This is a genomic window from Pseudomonas sp. MIACH (assembly GCF_001269925.1).
Classification (GTDB): domain Bacteria; phylum Pseudomonadota; class Gammaproteobacteria; order Pseudomonadales; family Pseudomonadaceae; genus Aquipseudomonas.
In genome coordinates this window covers 221,255-236,374 of sequence record NZ_LHVO01000051.1, presented here as the reverse complement: position 1 = coordinate 236,374, position 15,120 = coordinate 221,255, and the positions used below count along the sequence as shown (strand labels likewise).

The window sequence follows — 15,120 nt, the reverse complement described above, 5'->3', positions numbered from 1 at the left end:
CCGATAGCGGTGCGTCAGTCGCCGGATTGGCAAGCTGATACACCGCTATCGGGAGCAAGCCCCCTCCCACATGTTTTACCCCTATTCCAAGGCAAAAAAACGCCAACCCTAGGGTTGGCGTTTGTGTGCAGCGGTTACATCACTGCGGCTTCTTACGACCAAAACCAGGACGCTGACCCGAACCGGCCGGTGCGCCACGGCGCTTGCCCGACGGCTCGTCCGCCACCAGTTTCAGGCCTGGGCGTTTTTTCGGCGCTGGCTTGGCTGGGCGCTTGGTGTTGGCGCTGTCGGCTGGACGATCGGATGCCGGAGCACCGCGACCGGCTTCACCGCGATTACCGCGACCACCGCTTGGCGCGTCGCCACGACCGGCTGGGCGTGGGGTGCGTGGAGCACGCTCGCCTTCCTGACGCGAGGGCGCGGTTGGGCGACGCTCGCCTTCGATATGCGGTTGACGCGAGATACGCCCGCCAGTAGCCGGTGCATCCAGCGCCGGGCGCAGGGTGCGGGCAACGCGTTCGGTGCGGGCCACAGGGCGCGACGATTTACGCTGCATGCGATCGAGCTTGTCTTTGCTCTTGGCGTTCATCTGCGGCATGGCGACCGGCGTCAGGCCGACTTCGGCGCTGAGGATGTCGACTTCGTACTGGCTCATTTCGCGCCAGCGGCCCATCGGCAGGTCGGAGTTGAGGAACACCGGGCCAAAACGCACGCGCTTCAGGCGGCTGACCACCAGGCCCTGGGATTCCCACAGGCGACGTACTTCACGGTTACGGCCTTCCATCACCACGCAGTGGTACCAGTGGTTGAAACCTTCACCGCCCGGTGCTTGCTTGATGTCGGTGAACTTGGCCGGGCCGTCTTCCAGCACGACACCGGCCTTGAGGCGTTCGATCATCTCGTCATCGACTTCACCACGTACACGCACGGCGTATTCGCGGTCCATCTCGTAGGACGGGTGCATCAGGCGGTTGGCCAGTTCACCGTCGGTGGTGAACATCAGCAAGCCGGTGGTGTTGATGTCGAGACGACCGATGTTGATCCAGCGGCCTTCTTTGGGCTTGGGCATCTTGTCGAACACGGTCGGACGGCCTTCCGGGTCGTCACGGGTGCAGATCTCGCCATCGGGCTTGTTGTACATGATCACGCGGCGCACCGATTCGGCGGCCTCTTCACGCTTGATGACCTTGCCATCAATGGTGATTGCATCGTGCAGGTCGACGCGCTGGCCAAGGGTGGCCTCGACGCCGTTGACCTTGATGCGCTTCTGGGTGATCCAGGCTTCGACGTCGCGGCGCGAGCCCACGCCGATACGCGCCAGCACCTTTTGCAGCTTTTCGCCTGCAGGGCCGATTTCCTGGCTGTCGTTCTGGTCTTTGTCGTTCATCTTAAGCACCTCCCGGTGGGTCGATTCAGGCGTGGCCTGAAGAGTGTTGAAAGCGGGGCTTTGGCCGAATAGGTCGGCAAAGGGTCGCGAATCATACGCGCATGGCGCGCATTGCGCATCAGAGACTAGCCGATAAGCGCCAGGTCATGGTTTTTTCCGCCGACCGGTGGTGCCCAGCGCACCGCCCCTCCCACATTGGACTGCATCAGTCTTCGAACTGGCGGCGTTCGGCCTCGATGGCCTCGGCCAGGGCCCGGGCTTCGTCTTCCTCGTCGCTCAGGGGCGGTTGTTCGAGGGCAGCGACGGCGGCCAGGAGTTTTTCGCGGGCTTCGGCCACGCCGAGGATATCTTCCTCAGGTTCCGGTTCGACCTCCACGCTCACCTGGGCTTCCGGCTCGGCTGCACCATCGCGCAGCAAGTCGTCAAAGTCGGTCTTGATGCCCTGCTCCATGTCGTCCAGCTCCAGCAACAACGTGTGGAAACTGGTTTCGTCCTTCGGCTCGGCCGTGGCGTCGGCCAGTTCCTGCAAGCTCGCCGGGACCGGGGCGTCGTCGAAGTCGAGGACCGGCTCGGCCTCCATCTCGCGCAATTCGGCCAGGGGCGGCAGGTCGTCGAGGTTTTTCAGGTTGAAATGGTCGAGGAACACCTTGGTGGTGGCGAACATTGCCGGTTTGCCGGGCACGTCGCGGTAACCGACGATGCGGATCCACTCGCGCTCCAGCAGCGTCTTGACGATATGGCTGTTGACCGCCACGCCCCGCACGTCCTCGATTTCGCCGCGAGTGATGGGCTGTCGATAGGCAATCAGCGCCATGGTTTCCAGCATTGCCCGCGAATAGCGCTGCGGGCGCTCCTCCCAGAGGCGGCCGACCCACGGGGAAAACTTCTCACGGATCTGCAGGCGATAACCCGACGCCACCTCGCGCAGTTCAAAGGCACGGCCGTCGCAGGATTTGCGCAGAATTTCCAGCGCCTTCTTGAACACCGGCGGTTCAGGGCGTTCGGCTTCTTCAAACAGTTCGAACAGACGCTCCAGGGATTGCGGTTTACCCGAGGCCAGGAGAAAGGCCTCCAGCAACGGGGCCAGTTCGCGGGGTTCAGTCAGATTCATCGATTCAGCTCTTTATTCGGCTCGCGCCCGCACGTGGATAGCCGCAAAAGGCTCATTCTGGACCAGCTCGACCAAGGATTCCTTGACCAGTTCGAGGACCGCCATAAAGGTCACCACCACCCCCAGGCGCCCTTCCTCTTTGGTGAACAGCTCGACAAACGGCACAAATCCGCCGCCCTTGAGGCGTTCGAGTACATCGCTCATGCGCTCGCGGGTGGACAGGGCCTCGCGGCTGACCTGGTGGTGTTCGAACATATCGCCCCGGCGCAGCACCTCGGCCATGGACATCAGTAACTCTTCCAGGCTCACGTCCGGCAGCAGCTTACGCGCCCGCGCTTCGGGGGCGTCGAGCTTGGGGACTACCACGTCGCGACCCACGCGGCTCAAACCGTCGATGCCTTCGGCGGCAGCCTTGAAGCGCTCGTATTCTTGCAGGCGGCGGATCAGTTCGGCGCGCGGATCGTCCTCTTCGGCCTCGACCGTCTCCGCGCGCGGCAACAGCATGCGCGACTTGATCTCGGCGAGCATGGCGGCCATCACCAGGTACTCGGCAGCCAGTTCCAGACGTACCGACTGCATCAACTCGACATAGCCCATGTACTGGCGGGTGATTTCCGCCACCGGGATGTCGAGGATGTTGATGTTCTGTTTGCGGATCAGGTACAGCAGCAAGTCCAACGGCCCCTCGAACGCCTCAAGGAAGACTTCCAGGGCGTCCGGCGGAATGTACAGGTCCAGCGGCATTTCCAGCACCGCCTGGCCGTACACCATGGCAAACGGCAACTCCTGCTGGGCGCCCGCCTGGCTGTCGACGGTTTCCACAGCTGACATTCAGGCCTCGGCCATAAAGGGCGCAGGATCGCCGCAACCGACACGGATCACTTCAGGTTCGCCGTCGGCCAGGTTGATCACGGTGGAGGCCTTGTTGCCGCCGAAACCGCCGTCGATGATCAGGTCGACCTGCTTTTCCAGCAATTGGCGCATTTCGTAGGGGTCTTCCAGGGGCTCGGTGTCGCCAGGCATGATCAATGACACACTCATCAACGGCTCACCCAGCTCGGCGAGCAATGCCAGGGCGATGGGATGCTCCGGCACGCGCAGGCCGATGGTGCGTTTTTTCGGGTGCAGCAACAGGCGCGGCACTTCGCGCGTGGCGTTGAGGATAAAGGTGTAGGGCCCGGGTGTATGGGCCTTGAGCAGGCGGAAGGTGCCGGTGTCGACCTTGGCAAACAGGCCCAACTGGGACAAGTCGCTGCAGATCAGCGCGAAGTTGTGCTTATCATCCAGCTGGCGCAGGCGTCTGACACGCTCGACGGCGCCCTTGTCGCCGATCTGGCAACCGATGGCGTAGGACGAATCGGTTGGGTAGATCACCACGCCGCCGGCGCGAATGATCTCTACGGCCTGCTTAATCAAGCGCGCCTGGGGGTTTTCCGGATGAATCTGGAAGAATTGACTCACGGGTTCTACCTGTTCAGACGGTGGCAATAATGGGGTCATGCTTGAATCTCCCCCACAACAGCGGCAAATCTTCCGGGACCGCGCGGTACTCGCCGATCTCGGACCAGCCGCCTGGGCCATGAAAGTCACTGCCGGCGCTGACCAGCAGACCAAATTCGCGGGCAAGGATCGACAGGCTGCCCACCTGTTCGGCGGGTTGAAAGCCGTTGACCACTTCAATCGCGTGACCGCCCGCTCCAATATAGTCGCCAATCAGCTTGCGACGCTTGCTGCGGGTGAAATCGTAATGCCAGGGATGCGCCAGGCTGACCCAGGCCCCGGAGGCCCGCAGGGTCTCGACGGTGTCTTCAAGGGTCGGCCAATGTTGCTTCACATCCCCCAACTTGCCGGCGCCCAGCCATTTGCGAAAGGCTTCGGCGCGGTCTTTGACAAACCCTTCTCGCACCATCCAGTCGGCAAAGTGCGGACGCGCCGGCGCGTTGCCGCTGTCACCCAGTTCCTGCTGGATGGCGCGGGCGCCGTCGAGGGCGTTGGGCATGCCTTTGAGGCTGAGTTTTCGGCTTATTTCTTCGGACCGCAGCCAGCGGCCATCGTGCAATTGCGCGATAGCCTCCACCAATGGCGGCGCTTTTTGATCGAAACCGTAGCCGAGCACATGAATGGTGGCGCCGCCCCAGGTGCAGGACAATTCCACGCCGTTGACCAGTTGCATGCCCAGGGCATGGGCGGTCGTACGGGCTTCGTCGAGGCCTTCGAGGGTGTCGTGGTCGGTCAACGAGAGGACTCGCACGCCTTTTTCAAACGCACGCGCAACCAGTACCGCAGGCGCCAGGGCGCCATCGGAGGCCGTGCTGTGGCAGTGCAAATCAACATTCACGGGGGTGTGTAACCTCAAGTCAGCTGGCGCTATCGCAACCAAGGATGTTTGTTATTATGCCGCCACATCCAGCTTCTGGCTCTTACTGTGAAACAATTCATCGACTTCATCCCGCTGTTGCTGTTTTTCATCGTTTACAAACTCGACCCCAGGGTCATCGACCTGGCCGGCCATGAGCTGACCTTCGGCGGCATCTACAGCGCCACGGCGGTGCTCATCATCAGCTCTGTCGTGGTCTACGGCGCCATCTTCATTTCCCAGCGCAAACTGGAAAAAAGCCAGTGGCTGACCCTCGTCGCCTGCCTGGTCTTCGGCAGCCTGACCCTGGCCTTCCACAGCGAAACCTTCCTTAAATGGAAGGCACCGGTGGTGAACTGGCTGTTCGCCCTGGCGTTTATCGGCAGCCACTTCATCGGTGATCGCCTGCTGATCAAGCGAATCATGGGCCATGCGCTGACCCTGCCGGAACCGGTGTGGACACGCCTGAACGTGGCCTGGATCGTGTTTTTCATCTTCTGCGGCGCCGCCAACCTGTTCGTGGCGTTTACCTTCCAGGACTACTGGGTCGACTTCAAAGTGTTCGGCAGCCTGGGCATGACTGTGCTGTTCCTGGTCGCCCAGGGCATCTACCTGTCGCGCCATCTGCATGACACCGAGCCTACTACGCCGAAAACCGAGGACTGACATGCTCTACGCCATCATTGCCACCGACGTTGCCAACTCGTTGGAAAAACGCCTGTCCGTACGCCCGGCTCACGTCGAGCGCCTCAAGGTGCTGCAAGCCGAAGGCCGCATCGTGCTGGCCGGCCCGCACCCGGCTGTGGACAGCAACGACCCGGGCGACGCCGGTTTTACCGGTAGCCTGATCGTCGCCGAGTTTGCATCACTGGCCGATGCCCAGGCCTGGGCCAAGGCTGATCCCTATGTCGCAGCCGGTGTCTACGCCGACGTGGTGATCAAACCCTTCAAGCAAGTCCTGCCTTGATCCTGGTTGCGCCGAACCTATTGAGGCCGGCGCACTCCTAATTGCTCATTATTCTCGGTAACCTGCCGACAACGTTCTGAATATTCGTGTGGAATCAGGAGTTCCGATGCGCTTACGTCAGTTGTGTCTGTTGGCAGTGTTAATGATCGGGGCTACGGCCCACGCTGAAGAAACCTCGAACACCGGCAGTTCCACGCCCCTGTCCTTGAGTGTCGGCGCCCAGATCACCGAGTTGCAGCAACGTTTGAAAGAAAGCGAACGGCAGCGTCAAGAACTGAGCAAGCAACTTCAGAGCGCGGATGCTGCCCGCGAAAGCGCTCAATTGAGTCGCCTTCGCCAAGAGAACCAACGCCTGGCCCAGCAACTCAAAGATGCACAGGGCGGCGCCTTGACCCGATGGCTGACCGAGCAACAACAATGGTTCGTCACCGGTGGGGCCGTCGCACTGATCGCCTTGCTGTGCGGGATCTTCGCCAGCGGTGGGCACCGTCGCCGTCGACAATGGCTAAATTGAGTGAGTCATGAGCGAGCTGTTACTGATAGATGATGACCAGGAGCTCTGCGAGCTGCTGACCAGTTGGCTGAGCCAGGAAGGCTTCCAGGTGCGCGCCTGCCACGATGGCTTGAGCGCGCGCAAGGCCTTGGCCGACAGCGCCCCGGCGGCGGTAGTGCTCGACGTGATGCTGCCCGACGGCAGCGGCCTGGAGCTGCTCAAGCAATTGCGCAACGACCACCCGGAGCTGCCGGTGCTGATGCTCTCAGCGCGAGGCGAACCCCTGGACCGCATCCTCGGCCTGGAACTGGGCGCCGACGACTACCTGGCCAAGCCCTGCGACCCGCGCGAACTGACCGCGCGCCTGCGCGCAGTATTGCGCCGCAGCCACCCGGCCGCCGTGTCCAGCCAACTGGAACTGGGCGACCTGTGCTTCAGCCCAGTGCGCGGCGTGGTCAGCATCGACGAACAGGAATTCACCCTCACCGTCTCCGAAAGCCGCCTGCTGGAAGCGTTATTGCGCCAGCCCGGCGAGCCACTGGACAAGCAGGAACTGGCGCAGATCGCCCTGGGCCGCAAGCTGACCCTTTACGATCGCAGCCTGGACATGCACGTCAGCAACCTGCGCAAGAAGATCGGCCCGCACCCGGATGGCCGGCCACGGATCGTGGCGTTGCGCAGCCGCGGCTACTACTACAGCCTCTAGCCCCCCCCTCGCTCCTACAGGGTTTTGTCAGTTCGCAACAAAACCCTCTTTACCCAAGCTTTACCCACACCTGACCGCCGCTGACCTTGATCTCCGTAATCTACTCACATCCGGACTCACCGGAATAGAGACAGGAGAATCACCATGCGCAAGACCCTTATCGCTTTGATGTTCGCCGCTGCCCTGCCGACCGTTGCCATGGCCGCAATGCCTGAAGGCCCAGGCCCGATGGGCGGCCCTGAAGGCCACATGATGGGTGGCCCGGGCCACGGCGGTGAACACGGTCCGCGTGGCAAAGGCGGCCCCTTCAGCCAACTGGACCTGAGCCGCGAACAGCGCGAGCAGATCGGCAAGCTGATGGGCGACCAATGGCACGCTCGCAAAGACCTGGTCAAAAAGTACCTGGACAAACTCCCGGCCGCCGACCAGAAAGCCATGCAGGATGAAATCGCCGCCGGCAAGCAGAAAACCCAGGCCGACATCCGTGCCGTGCTCAAGCCTGACCAGCAGAAGAAGTTCGACGAGATCGTCAAGAAGCAAGAACAGCGTCGTGCCGAATGGAAGGAATTCCAAGCCTGGAAAGCGCAGCAGCCGCAAAAAGCGCAATAATGTCCCCGCGTTAACACTCCCAGCCCAGTGGCCCCCGCCACTGGGCTTTTCCTGTTTGAGGGTTTCCTGTGCGTTCATTGTTCTGGCGCATCCTGGCCAGTTTCTGGCTGGCCATCGCCTTGGTTGCCGGGTTGTCGATCCTGCTTGGGCACATGCTTAACCAGGATGCCTGGATTCTCAGCCGTCACCCCGGCCTCAATAACCTGGCGCAAGAGTGGACCCAGCTCTACGAAGCCCAGGGCGAGGACGCCGCCCAAGAGCTGCTGCAACAGCGCAAGCGCCAGTACCACATCGACGTGCAAGTGCTGAACGAAAGCGGCGAGCCGGTGGTACGCGGCACCTTCCCGCGCCGCGCCGCCGCCTTCGAAGCCCGGCAGAACGACAGCAAGGAAGGCCATCTGCCCTGGCGGCGACTGACCGCCGAGTACACCAGCGACAAGACCGGCGACACCTACCTGTTGATCTACCGCATCCCGCACCCCGAACTGGACGAATGGCATCGCAGCAGCCTGGCATGGCCGTTGAGCGCGCTGGTGATTGCACTGGTGGTGCTGACCTTGTTCAGCCTGTTCGTCACCCTGTCCATCACCCGCCCACTAAGCCGCCTGCGCGGCGCGGTGCATGACCTCGGCCAGGCCACCTATCAACAGAACAGCCTGGCGCAGCTGGCCAACCGCCGCGATGAATTCGGCGTACTCGCCACCGACTTCAACCGCATGGGCGCACGCCTGCAAAGCCTGATCGGCAGCCAGCGCCAGTTGCTGCGCGATGTGTCCCATGAACTGCGCTCGCCCCTCGCCCGCCTGCGCATCGCCCTGGCCCTGGCCGAACGCGCCAGCGCCGAAGAACGGGAAAAACTCTGGCCCCGCCTGACCCGCGAATGCGACCGCCTGGAAGCCCTGATCAGTGAAATTCTGGTCCTGGCCCGCGTCGACGCCGACAATGCCAGCGCCGAAGACGTCGACCTCATCCCACTGCTCAAAACCCTGCAAAAGGATGCCCAGCTCAGCGCGCCGGACCAGGTGGTGCAACTGAGCAGCGACCCGGACCTGCAACTGAAGGGCTGGCCGACCATGATCGAACGAGCGGTGGATAACCTGCTGCGCAATGCCCAGCGCTTCAACCCGCCTGGGCAACCGATCGATTTGCACGCCCAGCGCCACGGCGACCGCATCCTGATCAGCGTGCGCGACCATGGCCCGGGTGTGGACGCCGAACACCTGAGTCAACTCGGCGAGCCGTTCTACCGCGCTCCCGGCCAGACGGCCCAAGGGCACGGCTTGGGCCTGGCAATTGCCCGACGCGCGGCCGAACGCCACGGTGGCAGCCTGATCCTGGCCAATCACCCCGACGGTGGTTTTATCGCCAGCATCGACTTGCCGTTGACGCCCGGGGTTGTCACACCGGTGTGATGATCTTCTATAGTGGCCCTTCTCTTACGGAGGGCCTTTGATGACTGACCTGCTGACCCCCATCCAAGCCGCACTCGACCTACCCCACACCCCGCTGACCTTCACCGAGGCCGGCGCCCTGCCCTCAACCTACGCCGTCACCGAACTGGCCAGTGCCAGCATCGGCGCCGCCGGGCAGGCCGTCGCCCAACTGATCCAACAACAGACCGGGCGCTTACCCAGCGTGAGTGTGGACCGACGCCTCGCCTCTTTCTGGTTCTCTTCCTCGATCCGCCCGCTGGGCTGGCAAGTGCCGCCCCTGTGGGACCCGGTGGCCGGCGACTACGCCAGCGCCGATGGCTGGATTCGCCTGCACACCAACGCGCCCCATCACCGTGCCGCCGCCGAACGGGTGCTGGGCAAGGTCGCCGACCGCGCCGAGATGGCCAGCAAGGTCGCGGCGTGGAACGCCGCAGAACTGGAACAGGCGATTGTCGACCACGGTGGCTGCGCGGCGCAGATGCGTACATGGCAGGCCTGGCAGCAACATCCACAAGGGTTGGCGGTGAACGCCGAGGCGCTGGTCCAACGCCAGACTTTCGAAACTACCACCGATAAACCCTGGCGCGGCTCGGTGGCACGCCCGCTGGCCGGCCTCAAGGTGCTGGACCTGACCCGCGTATTGGCCGGCCCGGTGGCCAGTCGTTTTCTGGCCGGTCTCGGCGCGGATGTACTGCGCATCGACTCACCCACCTGGAACGAACCCGGCGTAGTCCCGGAAATGACCCTGGGCAAACGCTGCGCGCGGCTGGACCTGAAAACGCCCGAAGGCCGGCTGATGTTCGAGAGGTTGCTCAAGGACGCCGACATCCTGTTCCACGGTTACCGCGCTGACGCCCTGGAGCAACTGGGCTACACCGCCGACAGCCTGCAAGCCCTCGCCCCCGGCCTGATCGACGTCAGCCTCAACGCCTACGGCTGGAGCGGCCCGTGGCGTAACCGCCGGGGCTTCGACAGCCTGGTGCAGATGAGCAGCGGGATCGCCGCGGCAGGCATGGCCTGGAAGCAGGCAGACAAACCCGTGCCGCTGCCGGTGCAGGCGCTGGACCATGCCACTGGGTATTTGATGGCGGCCAGCGCGATTCGGGCATTGAGCGAACGGTTCACATCGGGTCGTGGCGGTTCGGCGCGGTTGTCGTTGGCGCGTACGGCGAGGCTACTGGTGGAAGCCGGACAAGTGCCCGAGCAGCCGGCGTTGCGAGAGGAAGAACCAGGGGATCAAGGCCTGGTCGTCGAACAGACCGCCTGGGGCCAGGCCCACCGGCTGCTGCCCCCGCTGACCATCGGCGGAACGCCATTGCAATGGGATTTGCCGGCTGGAGACTTGGGCTCGCACAGGCCGCAATGGTGACTTGACTACCGCTATCCGGAGCAAGCCCCCTCCCACACTTTGATGAGTGAACATATTCAAAATGTGGGAGGGCGCTTGCTCGCGATGAGGCCAGTGCCCTCACCCCATCACAACGACAATACCCCGCTGTACAACCCATACGCCGCCAGCCCTGCACCGGCGATCACACAGCTGAAAATGCCTTTTTCAACGTGGGTAAACAAAGGCTGGCCCTGTTCGCGCTTGGCGAGGGCGAACAGGATCACGCCCGGCGCATACAACAGCGCTGACAGCAGCAGGTATTTAAGGCCCCCGGCGTAGAGCAACCATACGGCGTAGCCCAGGGCGATCAACCCCACCAGCAGGTCCTTGATGCGATGGCGGTGGGCACCTTCATAGGTTTCACCCCGCCCGCTCAACAGCACGGCATACGCCGCCGACCACAGGTACGGCACCAGGATCATCGACGACGCCAGGTAAATCAGGGTGGTGTAGGTGCTGTGGGAAAACAGCGTGATCACCAGGAAGACCTGGATCATCACATTGGTCAGCCACAAGGCGTTGACCGGCACCTGGTTGGCATTTTCCTTCTTCAGGAAGGCCGGCATGGTCTTGTCATGGGCGGTGGCGTAGAGGATTTCGGCACAGAGCAGCGCCCAGGACAGCAAGGCGCCCAGCAATGAAACCGCCAGGCCGATACTGATCAGCAACGCCCCCCAGGGCCCGACGATATGTTCAAGCACACCGGCCAGGGACGGGTTTTGCAGTTGGGCCAGCTCCGGCTGGCTCATGATCCCCAGGGACAACAGGTTGACCAACACCAACAACGCCAGCACGCCAAGAAAGCCGATCACGGTGGCCCGCCCCACGTCCGCGCGCTTCTCGGCCCGCGCCGAATACACACTGGCACCCTCAATGCCGATAAACACAAACACCGTGACCAGCATCATATTGCGCACCTGGTCCACCACACTGCCGAATTGCGGCTTGCCCAGGCCCCAGATGTCAGCCGTGAAGATATCGGCCTTGAACGCCACGGCGGCGATGACCACGAACATCAGCAGCGGCACCAGCTTGGCCACGGTGGTGATCTGGTTGATGAACGCGGCTTCCTTGATTCCGCGCATCACCAGGAAGTGCACGGCCCATAGCAGCAACGATGCGCAGCCGATGGCCACCGGCGTGTTGCCTTGCCCGAACACCGGGAAAAAATACCCCAGGGTGCTGAACAGCAGCACGAAATAACCGACGTTGCCCATCCACGCGCTGATCCAGTAGCCCCAGGCAGACGAAAAGCCCATGTAGTCGCCGAAACCGGCCTTGGCGTAGGCATACACCCCGGAATCCAGCTCAGGCTTGCGGTTGGCCAGGGTCTGGAAGACGAAGGCCAGGGTCAACATGCCCACGGCAGTGATCGCCCAGCCGATCAACACCGCGCCCACCTCGGCGCGCGCAGCCATGTTCTGGGGCAACGAGAAAATCCCGCCGCCGATCATCGACCCCACCACCAGGGCAATCAAAGCGCCAAGCCGAAGTTTCTGGACCGGTTGAGACATGCAGACTCCTAAATAAAAATTGAGCTGACAACCCTGAACTCAACTAATTAAGTCAGCGAGTTTAGCGTTTATTAAAGACAGCGATAAAACCGCCACGCTCATAACTCAACGGCATGACAGTTTATCTAGTTCAGGCTTATTTAGAATTTAAATACGACCATTACTTTGTCGTTTCCAGGTCATTTATTGTCGCCTTTTGGAAAAACTTGCGCATTCAGTAAAAGGGTCTAGTTTCAAACGTCCACACGGCAGACTAATTAATTAATAAAACCGCAGAAATCGCTCTGGAACGCGACTTTGCGAGGGGAAGTATTGCTCGCAGCTTTCCCCCTAACTCATTAATTCACAATGGAATGTGCCAATGAAGTGATCTGAGTCAGCTGTTTGATTAGCGCACAGAATTATTCTGTGGTCTCTCTTCTCCTGCATTGGAGTTATGCAATGTCTGAATCTCCCGGAAAACTTCGACTGGGCGCACTGGTTGCACTTGTCGTTGGCTCAATGATTGGCGGCGGGATCTTCTCTCTGCCGCAAAACATGGCGGCGAGTGCCGATGTTGGCGCGGTATTGATCGGTTGGGTAATTACCGCCGTGGGCATGTTGACCCTGGCCTTCGTCTTCCAGACCCTGGCCAACCGCAAACCTGATCTGGACGGCGGTGTCTACGCCTACGCCAAGGCCGGCTTCGGTGACTACATGGGCTTTTCGTCTGCCTGGGGTTACTGGATCAGCGCCTGGCTGGGCAACGTCGGCTACTTCGTACTGCTGTTCAGTACCCTCGGTTATTTCTTCCCGATCTTCGGCGAAGGCAATACGCCTGCGGCGGTGATTGGCGCATCGGTCTTGCTGTGGGCCGTGCATTTTCTGGTGCTGCGCGGGATCAGGGAAGCGGCGTTCATCAACCTGGTGACCACCGTCGCCAAGGTGGTACCGCTGGTGCTGTTCGTGTTGATCGCCGTGTTCGCGTTCAAGCTGGACATCTTCACCGCTGACATCTGGGGCGTGAAAAACCCGGACCTGGGCAGCGTGATGAACCAAGTGCGCAACATGATGCTGGTCACCGTGTGGGTGTTCATTGGTATCGAAGGCGCGAGCATCTTCTCGGCCCGTGCCGAAAAACGCAGCGACGTCGGCAAGGCCACCGTGATCGGCTTTATCACTGTGCTGTTGTTCCTGATGCTGGTGAACGTGCTGTCCCTGGGCATCATGACCCAACCGGAACTGGCCAAGCTGCAGAACCCGTCGATGGCCGCCGTGCTGGAACATGTGGTGGGCCACTGGGGCGCGGTGCTGATCAGCGTCGGCTTGATCATCTCGTTGCTCGGTGCGCTGCTGTCGTGGGTGCTGCTGTGTGCGGAGATCATGTTCGCCGCCGCCAAGGACCACACCATGCCGGAGTTCCTACGCAAGGAAAATGCCAACCATGTGCCGGCCAACGCCCTGTGGCTGACCAACGCCATGGTCCAGATATTCCTGGTGATCACGCTGTTTTCCGCCAGTACCTACCTGTCGCTGATCTACCTCGCCACCTCGATGATCCTGGTGCCGTACCTGTGGTCGGCGGCCTACGCGCTGCTGCTGGCGGTGCGCGGCGAAACCTACGAAAACGCCCTCAAAGAGCGCAGCAAAGACCTGTTCATCGGCGCAGTCGCGCTGATCTATGCGGTCTGGCTGCTCTACGCCGGCGGCACCAAGTACCTGCTGCTGTCCGCCCTGCTCTATGCCCCCGGCGCGATCCTGTTCGCCAAGGCCAAGCATGAACTGGGCAAACCGATTTTCACCAACGTCGAGAAGTTGATTTTCGCCGCAGTCGTCATTGGCGCCCTGGTGGCTGCCTATGGCCTCTACGACGGCTTCCTGACTCTGTAATTGTTGTTCCTTGGAGGATCTGTAATGACCACGGAAAAAGTGAAGTACGGCGTACATTCCGAAGCCGGCAAACTGCGCAAAGTCATGGTGTGCTCCCCAGGTTTGGCCCACCAACGGCTGACCCCCAATAACTGCGATGAACTGCTGTTCGATGACGTGTTGTGGGTGGCCCAGGCCAAGCGCGACCACTTCGACTTCGTCACCAAGATGCGCGAGCGGGACATTGATGTGCTGGAAATGCACAACCTGCTGACCGATATCGTCGCCATCCCCGAAGCCCTGGACTGGATCCTGGCGCGCAAGATCACCTCCAACACCGTGGGCCTGGGCCTGGTCGAGGAAGTCAGTTCGTGGCTGCGCAGCCTTGAGCCGCGCAAGATCGCCGAGTTCCTGATTGGCGGCGTGTCGGCCGATGACCTGCCGAGCAGCTTCGGTGGCAAGACCATCGAGATGTTCCGCGACTTCCTCGGCCACGCCAGTTTCATTCTGCCGCCGCTGCCCAACACCCAGTTCACCCGCGACACCACCTGCTGGATCTACGGCGGCGTGACGCTCAACCCCATGTACTGGCCGGCCCGACGCCAGGAAACCCTGCTGGCCAGCGCGATCTACAAATTCCACCCCGAGTTCACCAACGCGGACTTCCAGATCTGGTACGGCGACCCCGACCAGGAACACGGTGCCGCCACGCTCGAAGGCGGTGACGTCATGCCGATCGGCAATGGCGTGGTGTTGATCGGCATGGGCGAGCGTTCGTCCCACCAGGCCATCGGCCAACTGGCGCGCAACCTGTTCAAGAACAAAGCCGTGGAACAGGTGATCGTTGCCGGCCTGCCGAAATCCCGCGCCGCCATGCACCTGGACACCGTGTTCAGCTTCTGCGACCGCGACCTGGTGACCATCTTCCCCGAAGTGGTCAACCAGATCGTGCCCTTCACCCTGCGCCCTGACGACAGCAAGCCCCACGGCATCGACATTCAGCGCGAGAAAACCAACTTCCTCGAGACCGTGGCCGCCGCGCTCAACCTCAAGGCCCTGCGCGTGGTCGAGACCGGCGGCAACAGCTTCGCCGCCGAACGCGAGCAGTGGGACGACGGCAACAACGTGGTGGCCGTGGAGCCCGGCGTGGTGATCGGCTACGACCGCAACACCTACACCAACACCCTGTTGCGCAAGGCTGGCGTGGAAGTCATCACCATCAGCGCCGGTGAACTCGGCCGTGGCCGTGGCGGCGGCCACTGCATGACCTGCCCGATCATCCGCGACCCTATCGACTATTAAGGAG

General features: G+C 61.9%; 15 protein-coding genes. 9 read left to right on the top strand and 6 right to left on the bottom strand.

The window, feature by feature from the left end:
* Positions 1-139: 139 nt before the first annotated feature.
* The 5 genes from rluB to AD670_RS19470 all read right to left on the bottom strand — a co-directional run bounded on the left by rluB (position 140) and on the right by AD670_RS19470 (position 4,836).
* A complete protein-coding gene (gene rluB / locus AD670_RS19490) occupies positions 140-1,387 on the bottom strand; it encodes a 23S rRNA pseudouridine(2605) synthase RluB (RefSeq protein ID WP_053135949.1) in 1,248 nt (415 codons plus the stop codon).
* 205 nt (positions 1,388-1,592) lie between these two features.
* Positions 1,593-2,498, bottom strand: a complete 906-nt coding sequence (scpB, locus tag AD670_RS19485; RefSeq protein WP_053135946.1) for an SMC-Scp complex subunit ScpB — start codon at positions 2,496-2,498, stop codon at positions 1,593-1,595.
* Positions 2,499-2,510: 12 nt separating this feature from the next.
* Positions 2,511-3,209, bottom strand: a complete 699-nt coding sequence (locus AD670_RS19480; RefSeq protein WP_172681505.1) for a ScpA family protein — start codon at positions 3,207-3,209, stop codon at positions 2,511-2,513.
* A 120-nt stretch (positions 3,210-3,329) separates the two neighbouring features.
* On the bottom strand, positions 3,330-3,959 hold the full coding sequence (locus tag AD670_RS19475; RefSeq protein ID WP_027605571.1) for an L-threonylcarbamoyladenylate synthase: 630 nt from the start codon (positions 3,957-3,959) through the stop codon (positions 3,330-3,332).
* 13 nt (positions 3,960-3,972) lie between these two features.
* Complete coding sequence (locus AD670_RS19470; RefSeq protein ID WP_027605570.1) at positions 3,973-4,836, bottom strand: PHP domain-containing protein; 864 nt, start codon at positions 4,834-4,836, stop codon at positions 3,973-3,975.
* Between the two features lie 87 nt (positions 4,837-4,923).
* On the opposite strand from AD670_RS19470, the gene AD670_RS19465 reads away from it, so the two are divergent.
* The 7 genes from AD670_RS19465 (at position 4,924) to AD670_RS19435 (ending at position 10,431) form a co-directional block, all read left to right on the top strand.
* A complete protein-coding gene (locus tag AD670_RS19465; protein ID WP_053135941.1) occupies positions 4,924-5,520 on the top strand; it encodes a septation protein A in 597 nt (198 codons plus the stop codon).
* 1 nt (position 5,521) lies between these two features.
* Positions 5,522-5,821 carry a YciI family protein gene (locus AD670_RS19460; RefSeq protein ID WP_027605568.1) on the top strand — a complete coding sequence of 100 codons (300 nt, stop codon included), beginning with the start codon at positions 5,522-5,524 and terminating at the stop codon, positions 5,819-5,821.
* A 106-nt stretch (positions 5,822-5,927) separates the two neighbouring features.
* The gene (locus tag AD670_RS19455; protein WP_053135938.1) at positions 5,928-6,335 is read left to right on the top strand and encodes a translation initiation factor 2; all 408 of its coding nucleotides are present in this window, start codon (positions 5,928-5,930) and stop codon (positions 6,333-6,335) included.
* A gap of 7 nt (positions 6,336-6,342) precedes the next feature.
* Positions 6,343-7,020 carry a response regulator transcription factor gene (locus AD670_RS19450; RefSeq protein WP_049711772.1) on the top strand — a complete coding sequence of 226 codons (678 nt, stop codon included), beginning with the start codon at positions 6,343-6,345 and terminating at the stop codon, positions 7,018-7,020.
* A 144-nt stretch (positions 7,021-7,164) separates the two neighbouring features.
* A complete protein-coding gene (locus AD670_RS19445) occupies positions 7,165-7,629 on the top strand; it encodes an LTXXQ domain protein (protein ID WP_053135934.1) in 465 nt (154 codons plus the stop codon).
* A gap of 68 nt (positions 7,630-7,697) precedes the next feature.
* Entirely contained in the window at positions 7,698-9,041 is a 1,344-nt protein-coding gene (locus AD670_RS19440) for a HAMP domain-containing sensor histidine kinase (protein WP_053135931.1), read from the top strand.
* 40 nt (positions 9,042-9,081) lie between these two features.
* Positions 9,082-10,431, top strand: coding sequence for a CoA transferase (locus AD670_RS19435; RefSeq protein WP_053135928.1), 1,350 nt, complete (start codon positions 9,082-9,084; stop codon positions 10,429-10,431).
* 107 nt (positions 10,432-10,538) lie between these two features.
* Here the strand turns inward: AD670_RS19435 and arcD (AD670_RS19430) are convergent, their stop codons facing one another.
* Positions 10,539-11,966 (bottom strand): arginine-ornithine antiporter, encoded by a 1,428-nt coding sequence (gene arcD / locus AD670_RS19430; protein WP_053135924.1) that lies wholly within the window; start codon positions 11,964-11,966, stop codon positions 10,539-10,541.
* A 441-nt stretch (positions 11,967-12,407) separates the two neighbouring features.
* Here arcD (AD670_RS19430) and arcD (AD670_RS19425) point away from each other — a divergent pair, with 441 nt between their 5' ends.
* Both arcD (AD670_RS19425) and arcA read left to right on the top strand, forming a co-directional pair.
* Positions 12,408-13,835, top strand: a complete 1,428-nt coding sequence (gene arcD / locus AD670_RS19425) for an arginine-ornithine antiporter (protein WP_053135920.1) — start codon at positions 12,408-12,410, stop codon at positions 13,833-13,835.
* A 24-nt stretch (positions 13,836-13,859) separates the two neighbouring features.
* Positions 13,860-15,116 (top strand): arginine deiminase, encoded by a 1,257-nt coding sequence (gene arcA / locus AD670_RS19420; RefSeq protein ID WP_053135917.1) that lies wholly within the window; start codon positions 13,860-13,862, stop codon positions 15,114-15,116.
* Positions 15,117-15,120: the final 4 nt, after the last annotated feature.

What these genes read in the sequence shown, in the direction of transcription:
- rluB (WP_053135949.1), bottom strand. Translation starts at nt 1,387, where the DNA reads ATGAACGACAAAGACCAGAACGACAGCCAGGAAATCGGCCCTGCAGGC.
- scpB (WP_053135946.1), bottom strand. Translation starts at nt 2,498, where the DNA reads ATGAATCTGACTGAACCCCGCGAACTGGCCCCGTTGCTGGAGGCCTTT.
- AD670_RS19460 (WP_027605568.1), top strand. Translation starts at nt 5,522, where the DNA reads ATGCTCTACGCCATCATTGCCACCGACGTTGCCAACTCGTTGGAAAAA.
- AD670_RS19455 (WP_053135938.1), top strand. Translation starts at nt 5,928, where the DNA reads ATGCGCTTACGTCAGTTGTGTCTGTTGGCAGTGTTAATGATCGGGGCT.
- AD670_RS19450 (WP_049711772.1), top strand. Translation starts at nt 6,343, where the DNA reads ATGAGCGAGCTGTTACTGATAGATGATGACCAGGAGCTCTGCGAGCTG.
- AD670_RS19445 (WP_053135934.1), top strand. Translation starts at nt 7,165, where the DNA reads ATGCGCAAGACCCTTATCGCTTTGATGTTCGCCGCTGCCCTGCCGACC.
- AD670_RS19435 (WP_053135928.1), top strand. Translation starts at nt 9,082, where the DNA reads ATGACTGACCTGCTGACCCCCATCCAAGCCGCACTCGACCTACCCCAC.
- arcD (WP_053135924.1), bottom strand. Translation starts at nt 11,966, where the DNA reads ATGTCTCAACCGGTCCAGAAACTTCGGCTTGGCGCTTTGATTGCCCTG.
- arcD (WP_053135920.1), top strand. Translation starts at nt 12,408, where the DNA reads ATGTCTGAATCTCCCGGAAAACTTCGACTGGGCGCACTGGTTGCACTT.
- arcA (WP_053135917.1), top strand. Translation starts at nt 13,860, where the DNA reads ATGACCACGGAAAAAGTGAAGTACGGCGTACATTCCGAAGCCGGCAAA.